General features: G+C 62.8%; 16 protein-coding genes and 1 pseudogene. 6 read left to right on the top strand and 11 right to left on the bottom strand.

Annotated features, from left to right (window positions below):
- From Q0U08_RS10060 to Q0U08_RS10030, 7 genes are all read right to left on the bottom strand, one after another.
- Window positions 1–347: hypothetical protein (locus tag Q0U08_RS10060; protein ID WP_298091315.1), on the bottom strand; the 347-nt coding region annotated here is incomplete at its 3' end.
- A 109-nt stretch (window positions 348–456) separates the two neighbouring features.
- Window positions 457–3,069, bottom strand: coding sequence for a TonB-dependent siderophore receptor (locus Q0U08_RS10055; protein ID WP_298091314.1), 2,613 nt, complete (start codon window positions 3,067–3,069; stop codon window positions 457–459).
- 433 nt (window positions 3,070–3,502) lie between these two features.
- Window positions 3,503–4,753 carry an arsenic transporter gene (locus Q0U08_RS10050; RefSeq protein WP_298091313.1) on the bottom strand — a complete coding sequence of 417 codons (1,251 nt, stop codon included), beginning with the start codon at window positions 4,751–4,753 and terminating at the stop codon, window positions 3,503–3,505.
- A gap of 161 nt (window positions 4,754–4,914) precedes the next feature.
- A complete protein-coding gene (locus Q0U08_RS10045) occupies window positions 4,915–5,061 on the bottom strand; it encodes a hypothetical protein (RefSeq protein WP_298091312.1) in 147 nt (48 codons plus the stop codon).
- A 360-nt stretch (window positions 5,062–5,421) separates the two neighbouring features.
- On the bottom strand, window positions 5,422–5,607 hold the full coding sequence (locus Q0U08_RS10040) for a helix-hairpin-helix domain-containing protein (protein WP_093663943.1): 186 nt from the start codon (window positions 5,605–5,607) through the stop codon (window positions 5,422–5,424).
- Complete coding sequence (locus tag Q0U08_RS10035; protein ID WP_298091311.1) at window positions 5,604–6,104, bottom strand: cupin; 501 nt, start codon at window positions 6,102–6,104, stop codon at window positions 5,604–5,606. Before Q0U08_RS10035 ends, Q0U08_RS10040 begins: the two co-directional genes overlap by 4 nt.
- Window positions 6,101–6,592 (bottom strand): nucleoside deaminase, encoded by a 492-nt coding sequence (locus tag Q0U08_RS10030; protein WP_298091310.1) that lies wholly within the window; start codon window positions 6,590–6,592, stop codon window positions 6,101–6,103. The genes Q0U08_RS10035 and Q0U08_RS10030 overlap by 4 nt, the downstream gene beginning before the upstream one ends.
- Window positions 6,593–6,664: 72 nt before the next feature.
- Here Q0U08_RS10030 and Q0U08_RS10025 point away from each other — a divergent pair, with 72 nt between their 5' ends.
- Window positions 6,665–7,495 (top strand): aldo/keto reductase, encoded by an 831-nt coding sequence (locus tag Q0U08_RS10025; RefSeq protein ID WP_298091309.1) that lies wholly within the window; start codon window positions 6,665–6,667, stop codon window positions 7,493–7,495.
- On the opposite strand, the gene Q0U08_RS10020 is transcribed toward Q0U08_RS10025, so the two are convergent.
- On the bottom strand, window positions 7,492–8,388 hold the full coding sequence (locus Q0U08_RS10020; protein ID WP_298091308.1) for a LysR family transcriptional regulator: 897 nt from the start codon (window positions 8,386–8,388) through the stop codon (window positions 7,492–7,494). The two genes, Q0U08_RS10025 and Q0U08_RS10020, sit on opposite strands and share 4 nt — an antisense overlap.
- Before the next feature lie 91 nt (window positions 8,389–8,479).
- On the opposite strand from Q0U08_RS10020, the gene Q0U08_RS10015 reads away from it, so the two are divergent.
- Window positions 8,480–9,340: an aldo/keto reductase family oxidoreductase gene (locus tag Q0U08_RS10015; RefSeq protein ID WP_367271113.1), complete on the top strand. Its 861-nt coding sequence runs from the start codon at window positions 8,480–8,482 to the stop codon at window positions 9,338–9,340.
- On the opposite strand, the gene Q0U08_RS10010 is transcribed toward Q0U08_RS10015, so the two are convergent.
- Window positions 9,341–9,652, bottom strand: a complete 312-nt coding sequence (locus Q0U08_RS10010) for a helix-turn-helix transcriptional regulator (RefSeq protein WP_298091306.1) — start codon at window positions 9,650–9,652, stop codon at window positions 9,341–9,343.
- Window positions 9,653–9,782: 130 nt separating this feature from the next.
- Here Q0U08_RS10010 and Q0U08_RS10005 point away from each other — a divergent pair, with 130 nt between their 5' ends.
- Complete coding sequence (locus Q0U08_RS10005) at window positions 9,783–10,517, top strand: SDR family oxidoreductase (RefSeq protein WP_298091305.1); 735 nt, start codon at window positions 9,783–9,785, stop codon at window positions 10,515–10,517.
- 46 nt (window positions 10,518–10,563) lie between these two features.
- Here the strand turns inward: Q0U08_RS10005 and Q0U08_RS10000 are convergent, their stop codons facing one another.
- A complete protein-coding gene (locus Q0U08_RS10000; protein WP_298091304.1) occupies window positions 10,564–11,289 on the bottom strand; it encodes an SDR family oxidoreductase in 726 nt (241 codons plus the stop codon).
- 149 nt (window positions 11,290–11,438) lie between these two features.
- Here Q0U08_RS10000 and Q0U08_RS09995 point away from each other — a divergent pair, with 149 nt between their 5' ends.
- From Q0U08_RS09995 to Q0U08_RS09985, 3 genes and pseudogenes are all read left to right on the top strand, one after another.
- On the top strand, window positions 11,439–12,335 hold the full coding sequence (locus Q0U08_RS09995; RefSeq protein ID WP_298091303.1) for an AraC family transcriptional regulator: 897 nt from the start codon (window positions 11,439–11,441) through the stop codon (window positions 12,333–12,335).
- 572 nt (window positions 12,336–12,907) lie between these two features.
- Window positions 12,908–13,753, top strand: a complete 846-nt coding sequence (locus Q0U08_RS09990) for a hypothetical protein (protein ID WP_298091302.1) — start codon at window positions 12,908–12,910, stop codon at window positions 13,751–13,753.
- Window positions 13,754–13,813: 60 nt separating this feature from the next.
- A pseudogene (locus tag Q0U08_RS09985) lies at window positions 13,814–13,990 on the top strand (integrase core domain-containing protein); the annotation flags it as partial.
- Between the two features lie 736 nt (window positions 13,991–14,726).
- Here Q0U08_RS09985 and Q0U08_RS09980 read toward each other — a convergent pair.
- Window positions 14,727–15,218, bottom strand: coding sequence for a hypothetical protein (locus Q0U08_RS09980; RefSeq protein ID WP_298091301.1), 492 nt, complete (start codon window positions 15,216–15,218; stop codon window positions 14,727–14,729).
- Window positions 15,219–15,372 lie beyond the last annotated feature (154 nt).

Genomic DNA, 15,372 nt, shown 5'->3' with positions numbered 1-15,372 from the left:
GCCATTGTCGCGACAATGGCAAGCGCCGCCACCAGCATGACCGGATCGACGGCACCAAGCGTCTGCGCCGACAAGCCCGAATACGCACACGGCATCTCGGATTTGCCATGATCCTTCGATTGGCCGTGCCCGGGCGCCGTGCCGTGCATCGCCGCCATGGTCCCGGCCTCTTCGGGCATCGCCATCGTCATCGCGGGCGCGGTGCCCGAACAGATCGCGATGCTGAGTGCCCCATGGTCGCTCTCGATCATGTACCCGGTCGGCACCAGCAGCTTCAGCAGCAAGGCCGCCGCGCAGATCAGCACGGCAAGACTGCGTTGCGCGAGAAGATGCCGGATGGCGTTCACGGCAGCGGGTTACCGTGAGTGGCGGCCGGTGTCACCGGGACATTCGGCCAAGCCCCTTATCGACACATGTCATGAACCGACCGACATGGTGGATGGGGACGGACCCTGCTCAGAAGGCCAGGCCGGCTCGCACAAAGACCGACCGACCGTTGAAGCCGAAGGGCGATACCGCGTTGTAGGGCTGCGTCCCGGCATTGTCGGCTCCATTGGTGCCCGCCGCGACGCTGGCGACGGTCGAGGCGATGTTTTCGTCCGGATAGACATCGAACAGATTCTGCGCACCGACACTCAGCCGAAGGGCGGGTGTCGCTTGCCAACCCAATTCGACATCGGTCAGCACCTTGGCGCCGAACTTCTGGATAATGTCCGAATTGGCGGCGTTACTCGGGGCTGGCACCAGTTGCACGTCGTAGCCGGCTACCAGTGCCGCCACCTGTGCCGGCGTACGGTTGAGCAGCGCGACCGTGGAGACCTCCCCGAAACGCGTATTGGTGACGGACAGGGTGAAAGGCCCGCGTGCATAGTTGAGGTCGAGCGTGACCTTGTCGCGCGGAAGGCTGTCGGAGAAGCGTAACTGCTGGGTAAGGTCGAACAGCGGCGTCGTGATACCCAGTGCGGCGATCGGCGCAGGCGTGCCCGCGATCCGATCGAACCTGGTCTTGTTGTAATTACCCGCCAGCGTGCCGCTGAACCGGCTGCCGTCACCGAAACGATGTCGGTAGTTCACCACGAGATCGACGCCCTGGGTGTCGGTATCCACCGCATTGGTCAGGAAGGAGAGCGCGGCAAAACCCGACTGGCCGTTGGCGGCCAGGAAGCTGGTCAACCGCGTATCCTGGAATGTCGATGAAATTGCGATCCGGTCGCGTACCTTGATCCGGTATGCGTCCAGCGTTGCCGTAACGCCGCCCTCTTCCAATACCGCGCCTATCGAAACGTTGCGCGACTTTTCGGGCTTCAGATCGGTTGCCCCGGCCAGTCTCGCCGCCGGATTGTCGACGGCCGCAACCCGTACGATCGCTTGCGTCCCGTTGAGGATCAGCGTGTTCGAGGCGTTATAGCCTGACTGCGCCAGCGCAGGTGCGCGGAAGCCGGTGTTGTAGGATCCGCGCAGTGCCAGGCCGCCGAACAATGCCAACCGCCCCGCGACCTTGAAGTTGGTCGTGTTGCCGAAATCGGAATATCGCTCGTGCCGGACGGCGCCGGAAAGAAGCACGCGCTGGAAAAACCGTTTCTCCACCTCGGCATAGGTGGCAACGCTGTTGCGGTCGATCGAAGCATGGTCGTCGGGGCCGTTGCTCGGCCCGGGCTGCGAACCGATCGGACCCGGACGGCCGGCATTGGGGCCATCGGGGATCAGCACCCCGCCATTGCGATAGCCATCAGGCGCACCGGAAAAGAGCCGATAATCCTCCTCCCGGTATTCAGCGCCGAAAGCGAGGCGCAGCGGCTGATCGTCCCCCATGGCGATCTCGCGCGTGAAGTCGAGATTGCTGGTCCATTGATAAAAGTCGCTGCCGCCCCGGTAAAAGCGCGACGGTGATGCAGCACCCAGCGACACGTTGACGCTGTTGACATAGCGTGTGCGGACGGTGCTGAGCCCATAGGCGGTCGAGAGGTCCCATCCGAAGCCGAGCAGATTGTCACCGCGCACACCGAGTGCGGTTGAGAGATTCTCGAAACGGGTGTCGAGCCCGGGGCTATAGCCATCAGGGTAGAGCGCGCGCACGGTTTCATCCTGGCCAGCGCGGCGGAACAGGTACCGGATATCGCCATTCAGCCGATTATACCCGCCAAAGCTGTACAGCTCGGCGCTACCGGCCATTTGCGCCACCAGGTTGTAGAAGAGCTGATAGTTGCGGCTCGGCTGGTCGCCTTGTTGGAAGACGTTGCGATCGAACCCTGCCTCTCGCGGATCGAGGGCGCCGTTGCTGGGCGTAAGGCTAACGCCCGATCCGTAATTTGCCGATGGCGCAACCGGCCGGCCGGCGGCGTTCAAGCCGAAATACTGTTGCCGCGTGTCCGGGCGGGCGCGATTGGTGCCGCCGCGATCTTGATAGGCGGCGGTAAGTCGGAACACACCGTCCACGCCAAGTCGCACGCCGGTCGAGGCAGAAACCTCATAGGTATCGCCATCCCCCTCGGTGGTCTGGATGTAGCTTGCCTGCGCCCGCGTGCCGGTGGAGCAATCGAGGATCATGTTGATGACGCCCGAGATCGCGTCGGAGCCGTACTGGGCCGCAGCGCCGTCCCGCAAGACTTCGATCCGTGACAGCGCCAGCGTCGGTATAGCATTGAAGTCGACCGCGACGTCGCCGCGTCCGATCCCGTTGCTGGAGTTCAGATCCGCCGTCGTATGCCGACGCTTGCCGTTGACGAGCACGAGCAGTTCGCCGGCACCCAGTCCGCGCAGCGACGGCGGCTGAATGAAGTCGCCAACGCCCGACGCAAGCGGCCTAGGCGCGCTGAAGCTTGGCACCTGGACCTTGAGCATCTGAATGAGATCCACCCGGCCGCTCTGCTGCAGTTCCTCGCGTGAGATGGCATCCACCGGGGTAGAGGATTGTGTGGCGGTACGGCCGCCGAAGCGGCTTCCAGTCACGATGATCTCGCTGCGCTCGACATCCACATTATCCGGATCGGCGGCTTGGTCTGAAGCCTGCGCCAGAACCGGTGCTGAAAACACGCACGCAGCGGAAAGTGCGATCGCGAGCGATCTCATATCAAACCCTTTGGTTACGTTATGTTATTATGTATCTCGTAGGACGAATGGACGGTGGGGATCAAGCCAGGCAGCATGGAAATCGTCAGGGTTCATAGGGAGGAGCAGCGGCAATCGCGGGCGGGCACCATGCAAACGGAGCACAAGGCAGCACTGTCGATTTTACAGCATACGATAACGTCGACCGCGACAGGCAAGCCCCTGTTTGGATGAGGGAGCGGGATGGTTGCACCACCCCGCCAACCTGATCAGAAGCCACGTCGCACCGATCGGCCCGGCCTTGCGCCAACTTTGGCCCGCAGACGTTCCACCAGGACCAGCGCATCCGCTGCTGGCAAGTGGCGTAACTGCCTGGCAACCACCGCGAAGCCGCCCGGCATCAGTCCCTCGACATCAGCGGGCATCCCGTCCTCCATGTGCGTTCTTGCCGCTGTCAGCCGATAAGAATTCGTGCGCCGAGCGCAGCGACGAGTGCAGGCGGCATCGTCACCACGCCCACCTTGAGAAAGGTCGCAAAGTCGATGTCCGCGCCCTCGCGGCGGATTGCCTGAAGCCATAGGATGGTGGCGAGACTGCCGGTGATCGACAGGTTCGGCCCGAGGTCGACGCTGATCAACAGCCCGTCTACGACGAGCCGCGGCGGATGTGCCTGGACGATTGCCGTGTTGGCGATCAGCCCGGCCGGGAGGTTGTTGATCAGGTTGGAGCCAAAGGCGAGGAGCGCTCCCGAAACCGCAGCAGCAAGCGGCGGATTGGCCGACGAGGCCTGCAGGCTCCTGACGGCTGCGGCGATCATGCCGGTGCGCTCCAGGGCTTCCACCAGCACGAACAATCCAGCGACCAGCGCCAGCACGCTCCACGCGACCCCGCGCACCGGGCCAGCGAGAGATCGCCGGGTGAGCAGGCATACGCCGAGCGCCGTCATCAACCCTGTCAGCGCCGTCGGCAGGCCGAGCTGCGCATCCAACGCAGACATGACAATCAGCAGACCGGCCGTGCCGGCAATGCCGGCGAGCGCCGCCTTGCCACCCGGTGACAATGGTTCGCGCTCGACGTCGCTGACGCAGTGCCCCGCAATCCGTTGCCGCTCATACCAGCGCAGCGCCACGAAGGTGACGCCGATGGCGGCCACGGACGGCAGCGCGAACGAGCCGAACCACGCTCCAAGCGGCGGCATGTGCCCACCGTAGAGAACGAGATTGGCGGGATTGGAGATCGGCAGAACGAAACTCGCAGCATTGGCGATCAGCGCGCAGGCGAACAGCAACGGCATTGGCTCTGCGTTCGCCTTTTTGGCAGCCGCGTAAACGGCAGGTGTGAGAACGACGGCAGTGGCATCGTTCGATAGAAAGGTCGTGGTGACGATGCCGGCAGCGTAGACCAGCGCAAACAGCCGCGGCGACGATCCGCGCGCGTGAATGGCGGCAGTGGCCGCCACCCAGTCGAACACCTTGTGTTCACGCGCAACCTCGCTCAGCAGCATCATGCCGGTAAGGAACAGGTATACATCCGCTCCCTTTGAAACAGCTTCCGCCGCGCTGCTGATGGGCAGGAGGCCAAAGAGCACGAGCAACGCTGCGCCCAGAACCGCCCACACCGCTTCCGGCCAGCGGAACGGCCGACCGATCACACCAGCGATTGCCGTGAAGCAGATCAGCCAGGTAGTGCCTTGCGCAACACTCACCGGCAATTGCCGTGATTGGGCGGCTCAATCCATAAGATCAGGGACATCGGTAACATCGAATCGCGCCTTTGCCGGCGCGGGGCAATCCCGCCGAAGACAACCTCAATGGGCTTACGTTGCAGCGGCAGGTCCGTCGACAGGCGCAATTGGAACCTCCTTGTTCAGCGCACCGGGTAGGGATTGACCGTGCGATCCGGCCAACTGAACAAGGAGATGATCTGGTCCTTGGTGTGCTGCTCCCGCCTCCATAGCGCCTTGATCAGCGCAACTTCCCAAGTCTCGATATTGCGCGCCTTCGCTTTCGCCATGACGTCCCCCACCCCCATGTGGGAAACCTAGCGGCGTAGGCGGGAAGTCCAAGTGAAAGATGCAGGCAGCCGCTAGAGAATGGAGCAATCTGGGACTGCCCCCGAAAATCTGCCCCACGCTTCCGCCACTTCTATCAAAAAGTGGCTATAATTGCCGGCCTTATCAAGACTGGCTGGGGCGACAGGATTTCCATCCTAGCAAAGCTGCTCGCTAAGTACTTGATTCAACCAGCGCGCAGGTACCGCCTGCACAGCACGTTGCTACAGCGCATTGGCACAATTTGCAACGCGTGTTTGGGCTGTCCTTTCCGCGTGCAGAGATGATGCACTTCGCATCTGGATCACGCCGACGATTTGCGATCAGCCGGCGCGCACGGACCCATTCAGTCCTTCGATCTTACCGGCGAGGCCCGGCACTTCTTCGAGTTGCCGGACGGCTTCGAAACGACCGCGCTCCTCGCGGTAGCGGACGATCTCGAACCCATGTCCCTTGAGCTGCGGCACGGCGTCGATCTCGTCCGCCGATGCCGTGTTGATGTCGATCATGACTTGTCGCTCCACAGATGAGGAAGAAGGCCGTCTCGGCCCCCGATCGGATCGGCGGCGGGAATCGGTACGGCGGCGATGCGCGCCAGTGTTGCCGCATCGGCGGCTTCGCGGCAGACGTCCCACACCTGCCCGTCAGGATAGGCGCCGACCAGCAGGAAGTCGGTGCTGGCGGTGATCCGGCAATGCCCGGTCCCCGCCGGCAGCACGAGCAGATCGCCCGCGGCGATGGGCACTATGTGCCCATCTTCCCCGCCCAACATCACGTCGGCCGAGCCGTCGACACAGGCGAGCGCCTCATGCGCGGACGAATGATAATGGTGATACGGATAGACGCTATCGCGCCAATCCGGGCGCCAGCCATTCCCACGGAGTGTGCCCTCGATCGCGTCAGGGTCGCCCTTGGGGACGACGCCGCGATACATCAGCACCGGCAATGCCGGGTTGTTGGGCATCCAGCCGTTCGGGCCGAGCGTCAACGTCTCGGGTTCCGTCACAGGTTCGCCTGCTCTTCGCGCGGCAGATCGGCGTCGGGCGGGTAATAGAGGCTGGCGCATTCCGCGCGCAGGCAGCCGCCCTCGATCACGATGTCGTCGCGATAGGCGTCGGTGATGAACGCCAGCGTATCAACATGGCGTGCCTCGAAATACATCGGGTGCACATCTTTGCGCTCGGCACCATAGACGACCCGGCCGACCTTGGACCAGATCGAGGCCATGGTGCACATGCCGCACGGCTGGAGCGTAGAGTAGAGCGTCGCCCCCCGCAGCTCCAGTTCGCCGATCCCCTCGCACGCGCGGCGGATCGCCATCATCTCGGCATGGGCTGTGGCGTCGGGCAGTTCTTCGGTCTGGTTGCGCTCGGCCGCGATCTCCCTGCCGTCGAGCACGATCACCGATCCGAGCGGCGACGTCGACGGATCGGATCCCTTCGATCGCGCTATCTCGATCGCGCGGCGCATCCAGCGTTCATCGTCTTCGGTCATCCATACCTCCGGCGACTCAACGCCACCGAGCGGGACTTGTGCCGATCCGCGGCGTCGGACGTTGACCGCCGCATGAAGACGATCCGCTTCCCCGACGGTACGCCCGTCCCCGCGCTCGGCCAGGGCACCTGGATGATGGCGGAAGACCCTGCCCGCCGATCGGACGAGATCGCCGCACTGCGCGAAGGGCTGTCGCTCGGCCTGAACCTGATCGATACCGCCGAGATGTATGCCGATGGCGAGTCCGAGCGGCTCGTCGGCGAGGCGATCGCGGGTGTCCGCGACGAGGTGTTCCTCGTCAGCAAGGCCTATCCCCAGAATGCCTCGCGCGACCGGCTCTCGCGAGCCTGCGAGGCGAGCCTCGAACGCCTCGGCACCGACCGGCTCGACCTGTACCTGCTGCACTGGCGCGGCAATGTTCCGCTCGCCGAGACGGTCGAGGCGATGGAGCGGCTGGTCGCGGCGGGCAAGATCCTGCGCTGGGGCGTCAGCAATCTCGACACCGACGACATGGAAGAACTCGTCGCGAGAGGCGGCGCAGGCTGTCAGACCGACCAGATCCTCTATAACCTCACCCGGCGTGGCCCTGAATACGACCTGTTACCGTGGCTTGCGCGTCACCGGGTGCTGGTCATGGCCTACAGCCCCGTCGAGCAAGGCCGCCTGGTCGCCCATCCCAGCCTTACCCAGATGGCTGCCGAACGCGACGCCACGCCCGCGCAACTCGCTCTCGCTTGGTTGCTGGCGCGAGACGGCATCCTCCCCATCCCCAAGGCCGGGTCTATCGCCCATGTTCGAGACAACCGGGCGGCGCTAGACCTCACACTGTCCGAAGCCGAGCTACAACGTCTCAACGACCTGTTTCCGCCGCCACGCGGCCCCGAGCCGCTCGCGATGCTTTAGGCGCGAATATAATCGACGAACGCGCGCAGCGGCGGCGGCACCAGACGGCGGCCGGAATAATAGAGGAACGGGCCGGAGAAGGACTGCCACCAATCGGGCAGCACCGGTTCCAGCGCGCCACTGGCGAGCACCGGCCGGAGCCAGTCCTCGAACAGGTGGATGATCCCACCGCCCGCGACGGCGATATCGACCAGCAGGTCCGCCGCACCGGACACGCTGGCGATCAGCGGCCCCTGTGGCTCGATCCGCACGATCTCGCCCGAACGCTCGAATTCCCATGGACTGGTCAGCGCGCCACTGGTGAATCGGCCGCGCAAACAGGCGTGATCGAGCAGGTCGCGCGGATGGTCGGGTCGCCCACGCGCGTCGAGATAGGCCGGGGCCGCTGCCGTCGCGAAGCGCTGGACGCGCGGACCGATCGGCACCGCGATCATGTCCTGCTCCAGCCGTTCGTCATAGCGGATGCCCGCGTCGCAGCCCGACGCCACCATATCGACGAAGCCGTCCTCGGCGGCGATCTCGACTTGGATGTCGGGATAAGCGACCAGAAATCCGGGCAGGATCGCCGGCAGTACCAGCCTCGCCGCGCTGACCGGCACGTTGAGCCTGAGCGTGCCCACAGGCCGGTCGCGGAACAGGTTCACGACATTGAGCGCCGCCTCCACCTCGCCCAACGCCGGCGCCAGCCGCTCGATCAGCCGCGTCCCCGCCTCGGTCGGCACAACGCTACGCGTGGTGCGATGGAGCAGGCGGACGCCCAGCCGCGCCTCCAGCCGCCGCACCGCTTCGCTGAGCGTCGAGGCGCTCGATCCGACGGTGCGCGACGCGTCGCGAAACCCGCGCGCCTGCGCGACCGCCAGGAACGCGTTGAGATCGGTAAGATCAGCCTTCATCGTTCGGTTCTCCGTACAGCCCATGCGGATCACTCCGGCTTATCGCCATAATCCGCAAGCCGTATCTCGGGGCCAGCACATGAGACCTATGATGACCGACCAGGCAGGCACCTATTCTTTCGTCGGACGCGCCGTGAAGCGGCTTGGCTACGGCGCAATGCAACTCGCCGGCCCCGGCGTGTTCGGACCGCCGCGCGACCATGATGCGGCGCTCGCCGTCCTGCGCGCTGCCGTCGAAGCTGGAGTCAACCATATCGACACCAGCGACTTTTACGGCCCGCATGTCACCAACCGGCTGATCCGCGAGGCGCTGGCCCCCTACCCCGACGACCTGCTGATCGTGACCAAGATCGGCGCGCGGCGCGGCGATGATGCATCCTGGCTGCCCGCGTTCGAGCCGAACGAACTGGTCCGCGCGGTCGAGGACAATCTGACGAACCTCGGGCTGGAGACACTCGACGTCGTCAATCTGCGCCTGATGTTCGACGTCCACGGACCGGCGGAAGGATCGCTCGCCGCGCCGCTGAAGGCGGTGGCGGATCTCCAGCGCCGGGGGCTGGTGCGCCATATCGGCCTCAGCAACGTGACACCGACGCAACTCAAGGAAGCCCGGGGCATCGCCGAGATCGTTGGCGTCCAGAACCAGTACAACCTCGCCCACCGCGATGACGATGCCTTCATCGACGCGCTGGCGGCGGAGGGCATCGCCTATGTCCCCTTCTTCCCGCTCGGCGGGTTCAGCCCGCTCCAGTCCGCGGCGCTCTCCGACGTGGCGGCACGGCTGGAGGCGACACCGATGCAGGTGGCGCTGGCCTGGCGGCTCCAGCGATCGCCAAATATCCTGTTAATTCCCGGCACCTCGTCGGTCGCGCACCTCCAAGAAAACCTCGCCGCAGCCTCGCTGACACTGCCTGACGACGCCGTGGCCGAACTCGACACGATCGGCGGGTAATCAGGCCGTCCGGTTGGCAAGCACCGCGTCGAGCAGGCCGGGAAAGCGCTGGTCGAATTCGGCGCGGCGCAGCGTGTTGATCATCTCGCGCCCAGCCTGCGTGGTTTCAATAAGCCCCGCCGCGCGCAGCAGCTTCAAATGGTTGGACAGCGTGCTCTTCGGAATGGACTCGCACGGCGCGGCATCGGTGCAACTCAGCCGCTCGGTCGCGGCGAGCCGCGCCACCATGCCCAGCCGATTGGGATCGGCCAGCGCGTGCAGCGCCAGATCGAGCGGAACGTCCTCCAGCCGGGGATGGGTGAAGCGGGCCATGCGACAGATATAGGGGACAAAAGTTAATTCAATAGTTCGGCATTATTGAACTGTTAAAGCGTCACCCCATTTTCTGCCTGCCGACAGCGCACGATGCCGTGATCGCGGGCCCGATTTTTGGAGAATGCACATGTCCCTTGCACGCAAGACAGCGCTCGTCACCGGCGGATCGCGCGGCATCGGCTCGGCCATCGCCAAGCGACTGGCGGCCGATGGCGCCACCGTGGCGATCACCTACGCGGGCAACAAGGCCGCAGCCGACGCCACCGTGGCGGCGATTGAGAGCGCGGGCGGCACTGCCTTCGCCTTTCAGGCCGATGCCGCCGACCCCACTTCGCAGCGCTCGGGCGTCGAACAGGCCGCCGCCGCCCTGGGTGGGATCGACATCCTGGTCCACAATGCCGGGGTGGCCGAGTTTTCCTCCGTTACCGAGGACACCGATGAGACGTACGACCGTCAGTTCGGCGTTAACGTGAAGGGCCTGCACGTCGGCACCCGCGCGGCCTTGCCGCATCTCCGCGACGGTGGCCGCATCATCCTGATCGGCAGCATCTCGGGCGAGATGGCCTTCCCCGCGACCACCGTTTACAGCGCGACCAAGGCAGCGGTGGCGGCACTGGCGCGCGGTTGGGCCAAGGACCTCGCTGCCCGCAACATCCTGGTCAACACCGTGCAGCCGGGGCCGATCGACACCGACATGAACCCAGCCGACAGCGAATTCGCCGGGCAGGTGCTGCACGCAATTCCGCTCGGCCGCTACGGCAAGGTCGAGGAGATCGCGGGCGCGGTCGCCTTCCTCGCCGGACCGGATGCGAGCTACATCACCGGCACCACGCTCAACATCGATGGCGGGGCGACGGCCTGATGATAGCGCGGGCGTGCCGGCCACAAGAGCCGGCACGCCGAAGCCGTTACATGTCCGCTGCGGTCGGGCGGACGATCACCTCGTTGATGTCGACACCCTCGGGCTGCTCCAGCGCATAGCGAACCGCCCGTGCGATCGCATCCGGGGTCAGCGACTTCTTTCGCCACCCCGTCAAAGCCGTTGCGACGTCGGGATCGGTAATGTCGTGGCCCAGTTCGGTTGCGACGACACCCGGAGAGATCAGCGTCGACCGGATCTCGTCATGCTCCTGCCGCAACCCCTCGGTGATGGCGCGAACCGCATGCTTGGTTCCGCAATAGACTGCCGCGGTGGGCATCACCATGTGCGCCGCGACCGAGGCGACGTTGACGATATGGCCGCTTTTCTGCGCCACGAACCGGGGCAGCACTGCGGCGATGCCGTTGAGTACGCCGTGAATGTTGACGTCGATCATCCGCTTCCACTCGTCCCGCTTCAGCGCCGCGAGCGGCGACAGCGGCATCACGCCGGCATTGTTGACCAGCACATCGACCTGCCCGAACCGCGCCTCCGCCGCTTCCACAAAGGCGTCGAAGTCGGCGCCGTTCGTCACGTCGAGGGTGCGCCACGCGACCGTCTCGCCCAGTTCCTCGGCCAATGCCTGCAACCGCTCCCCGCGACGCGCCCCGATGAAGAGGCGCGCGCCGGCCGCGGTCAGTTCGCGCGCCGTCGCCTCGCCGATCCCGCTCGAAGCGCCGGTGATGAGGACGACCTTGTCGATGCTGGCTGTCATGATGCTTTCCTTGCGTTGAAGTGACAGCCAGCAAGATGATGCCGCAGCGTCGGGCAGCGGTAGAGCGATCGTCCTAACGCTTTGCACGATCCTCCAGAACTTGCTCTGCCCGCTTGCGCATGCCGGCGGCGTGACGGATGACGGTTGGCATGGACCGGATCACCGAACTTGCTGCCATCATCGATCTTCATGTCACCGGATCAGGCATTTGTAAGACCGCGATGCCGCATGTATCACTGATCCGGGCCGATCAACCGAGCACCCCGACGCCGGCCGTCTATGAGGCATCGCTTTGCCTGATAGCCCAGGGATCGAAACGCGTCTCGATCGGCGATCATAGCGTCGTCTACGACGCCGCGCATTATCTCCTGGTCTCTGTCGACCTCCCGCTGGTCGGCCACGTGATCGATGCCAGCCCCGATCGCCCTTATCTCTGTTGCAAGATCGACCTCGATCCCGCGATGCTGTCCGACCTGATGGTGGCGGAGGGTGGAGTTGTGCCGCACACCGACCTGCCGGTCCTAGGCGTCTATCCCAGCGACCCCGACCTGATCGACGCCGCATGCCGGCTGGTCGGACTGCTCGACCGGCCGGACACGATCCGGGTCCTGGCGCCGCTGATCGAACGGGAAATCCTCTACCGGCTGCTCACGGGGCCGCACGGACCGATGCTTCGCCACCTCGTGACGGCAGGCAGCCACCTCAACCAGATCAGCCGCGCCATTGCCGCGATCCGTCGCCGCTTCGACGCGCCGATCCGCATCGACGAGGTCGCCGCCGAGGCGGGCATGAGTCCCTCCTCGCTCCATGCGCATTTCAAGGCGATCACGCGCATGACCCCGCTCGAATATCAAAAGCAGTTGCGCCTGCAGGAAGCGCGCCGGCTGATGCTGGTCGGCGGCGCTACCGCGGGCACGGCGGGCTTCGCGGTCGGCTATGAAAGCCCGTCGCAGTTCAGCCGCGAATATCGCCGCCTGTTTGGCGCACCGCCGCGCCAGGATATCGAACGGCTGCACACCGCCCCTTCGGCGGGGATCGCCCTCTGATTTTGACGACGCTAGCAATGATTCATCGCGGTGGTTGTGCCGAATGAGGCGCTCCGCTGGCGTTTGTCGCCGCACAAGCAGAATGACCCATTTGCGGTCACTCAGGGCACGCTTCCCGCTCCCCAACTTCGGACATCCGTTCATCTCCGCGTTATGACCCTTATGCCATTTGGTCTCGCGGCTACGGACGTAGTGACGTGATCGTCACCTACCGTCGTCACCAAACGTCAAACACCTGTTTGTCGCACATCATCAATGAGGGGCGGGTGTGTCGCTTATCTCTCCGCAATGCGGGTGAGCACGTCGCGCGGCCAAGCTTCGGGGTCGACGAAGTTAAGCCGGGCGATCTGGATAAGCGTGCAGATCGCCGTCGCCCTTGTTGAAACCGGCGAAAAGGTAGTTCTCGCGGCCGAGTGCCAAGGGTCGAAGGCACTTCTCGGCGCGATTCACGGAATGCTGGCAGCCAAAGCTCCATGAAGATGCATCCAACGCAAGCGACTATCGAAGCTTGTGGTTGCCACACGCGTATCCTGCGTGGAGACTGCACATTGATCATACATGGGTAGTCTCACATGCTTCTAACTGCGCTCGCACTGCAAGCTGTTGCACACGCCGCCTTTGAAGTCCGCAAAAACGGACCAGGCGTTTCCATCTACGATGCATACAAGATGCCACCAGAGCAACTTGCAGAAGCTCTCCTTAAACCGGGCCATCCTGCGATTGATGCGGCCATGGTCAATCGAATGGTCTTGCTGCCCCCGCCCCCGCCGGGCGCGCCACATATTAATGTCATACGCTTGTACGCGACAGCAAAACCTAGCTCAGAGGCTGGGTTTTGCGAGCGTAAGGTAGCTGCCGTCTACCTCAATCCAGTCGTTCCTATCGACAGACTTATCCCACCCGCAGCGGCGAACCATGTTGAAGTTGAGACTGTTTATCAGTGGATGGGTAGCAAACAAGAGAAATGCTCCGGCGGTATCGAGAGCTACTTTGATCCGACATATTCTTTGGTGAACGAGCAGGCATTCGAAGTTATACGGATGTTCCGCAACCTTCAGGATCAAATCATAGAATATGGATCTTCTGTCACAGAAATCAGCGTGATTGACACAGCCGCTGAAGAATGGCGACGTTCCGCTATAAATAACGGTGATCATGATAACAAAGATGATGATCTTATTACACTGACGGATCCAAAGGAGGCGGTCGTACTGTTTCCATTAAAACAAATTGGCTGGGTTGGAGACGGAACACGCGCTGCAGGTAGCCTACTAACCCCCGGCGATATGGAGTTAATTGCAGACGGCGCTGGCCGAGCCTTCTATCTTTCGGCAGGCATATGGTCGGCAAGCTTAATCACGAAAAATAGCAAAATCTTAGTAGCGCGCATTAGTCGTGCAATACCAGCGCCATTTTGATAGATAGCATTAGAATGCTTGGTCTAATGATAGGTGATAACTTTCAGTCACGCAGACGATTACACTATGATCGATAAACAATTCGATGCGTGGCGGCGCCACAACAACACTGTCCGGCCACATAGCAGCCTGGGCTACCGCCCTCCGCCGGAAGCGGCGACACCGCCATTGCCAGCCTCCGGTTCCGCTTCGCTCCACCTTCGCTCATCATCGGGGGCAGAGACGACAATGCAATAATTCACAACCCAGACCGCCCAGCGAGGGCTGCTGACCGATGGTATCGGTAAACACATGATTGCTGGCCATAGCGACGGCTCCAGCAATAGGAACGATAGCTCTCTGGTCGAGCCCTCTGCGGCTTAAACTACCTGTTTTTCGTACAGTTGCGATTGAAACCGGATTTTCTGCACATCCGGCCGCTGAACGGCGATAGTTGGGTGGTTAGCGGACGTCGTCTACGCAGCGGATCGCGCTGGCTCTAATGACCCTGGAAACTACAAAGATGGAACGCCCTAGCTCTTTCGCTCCATTCACCTTCCCGGCAACACGTAGGTTAAGGCACTGCGGCTCCGTAGTTTCAGGCGTAATTGGCGCAAGAGCATAGAGCCGCTGACGATCTCGCGTGTCTTGCACACGAAGCTCAAATACGTCTCCATCGGATGTCTCTAAATGAGCATACTCGCCAGTGTGGAAGATGCCGCTTTTAACGACTGGGCCAGAGGACTGACCGGAACGACCGCTGGACGGGCAACTCGTGAGAAGCGTCATGGCAAGCAGCAGTTGGGATCTCATGTGAACAGAAGTGTCACATGAGATCGGTGGCCGCAATCGGGCGCTTCCTGCCGTTCCCACAAACGAACGGCCAGCGAGGCTATAGCGGATTTCCCGAAGGGATCGGGAAAAGAGAATCTGGGCACCTTCCCGAAATCCTGTCCGATCTCGTTTTGGGAAAGCACAAAGCTACGTTGTGGCGTTATTTCGCAGCCCTGTAGAACGAGTCCACTTCGTTAATGTTGACTGAGTGAATCAGACCATCGGAGCCAAAACGGTAGAAAGTGGAACGAGTAGAAGGCCAGGGGTCGCCAGCAGGCCACGGATTGGTGGAATAATCCTGCGTATCGAATTGATCCAGCACGAGCAGGGCGCCGTTCCCTTTCTGACCCATGCTATAGCCTACAGTCTTGCCAAAATAGTGCGAGCGATCATGCGCCCACCATTTCAGCCAGGAGGCCTTGTCTGTCGCGATACGCTGGCCGTTAATGCTCGCGGTCACATCGTCAGCAAAGAACTTTGCAATCTTTGCCTGATCCTTGTTCACGGCATTGGTCAGCACGTCGCTGGCAGAAAAGACGTAAGGCGGAGGGGGCGGAGGAGTGCTTGCTGCTGCTACGCCGGAAAGCGCCAAGAGGGATAGAAACGAAGCGAGGCACATGCCGGTTAACCGCATCGAGCTTTGAGTCCTCATGGAGTAATCTTTCGATCTTACCTTCCTCGGCCCGCGAATGCCACTCTCAACCGCCCTTTCCCGATTGGGAACGGGTTTCGGGAATGTCCGAGTTTGGGAGGTTAGCGGACATTCCTCCTCGACCTCTTAAACCCCTCCCAACGCGATATGGCGA

The sequence above is a fragment of the uncultured Sphingomonas sp. genome (assembly GCF_946477935.1).
Lineage (GTDB): Bacteria > Pseudomonadota > Alphaproteobacteria > Sphingomonadales > Sphingomonadaceae > Sphingomonas.
This window is presented reverse-complemented; position numbering and strand designations above follow the sequence as displayed.

Coding starts and splice junctions, on each gene's coding strand:
- Q0U08_RS09980 (WP_298091301.1), bottom strand. CDS start 15,218: ATGAGGACTCAAAGCTCGATGCGGTTAACCGGCATGTGCCTCGCTTCG.
- Q0U08_RS10000 (WP_298091304.1), bottom strand. CDS start 11,289: ATGACAGCCAGCATCGACAAGGTCGTCCTCATCACCGGCGCTTCGAGC.
- Q0U08_RS10055 (WP_298091314.1), bottom strand. CDS start 3,069: ATGAGATCGCTCGCGATCGCACTTTCCGCTGCGTGCGTGTTTTCAGCA.
- Q0U08_RS10020 (WP_298091308.1), bottom strand. CDS start 8,388: ATGAAGGCTGATCTTACCGATCTCAACGCGTTCCTGGCGGTCGCGCAG.
- Q0U08_RS10045 (WP_298091312.1), bottom strand. CDS start 5,061: ATGGCGAAAGCGAAGGCGCGCAATATCGAGACTTGGGAAGTTGCGCTG.
- Q0U08_RS10025 (WP_298091309.1), top strand. CDS start 6,665: ATGAAGACGATCCGCTTCCCCGACGGTACGCCCGTCCCCGCGCTCGGC.
- Q0U08_RS10010 (WP_298091306.1), bottom strand. CDS start 9,652: ATGGCCCGCTTCACCCATCCCCGGCTGGAGGACGTTCCGCTCGATCTG.
- Q0U08_RS09990 (WP_298091302.1), top strand. CDS start 12,908: ATGCTTCTAACTGCGCTCGCACTGCAAGCTGTTGCACACGCCGCCTTT.
- Q0U08_RS10015 (WP_367271113.1), top strand. CDS start 8,480: ATGACCGACCAGGCAGGCACCTATTCTTTCGTCGGACGCGCCGTGAAG.
- Q0U08_RS10040 (WP_093663943.1), bottom strand. CDS start 5,607: ATGATCGACATCAACACGGCATCGGCGGACGAGATCGACGCCGTGCCG.
- Q0U08_RS10005 (WP_298091305.1), top strand. CDS start 9,783: ATGTCCCTTGCACGCAAGACAGCGCTCGTCACCGGCGGATCGCGCGGC.
- Q0U08_RS10030 (WP_298091310.1), bottom strand. CDS start 6,592: ATGACCGAAGACGATGAACGCTGGATGCGCCGCGCGATCGAGATAGCG.
- Q0U08_RS09995 (WP_298091303.1), top strand. CDS start 11,439: ATGGACCGGATCACCGAACTTGCTGCCATCATCGATCTTCATGTCACC.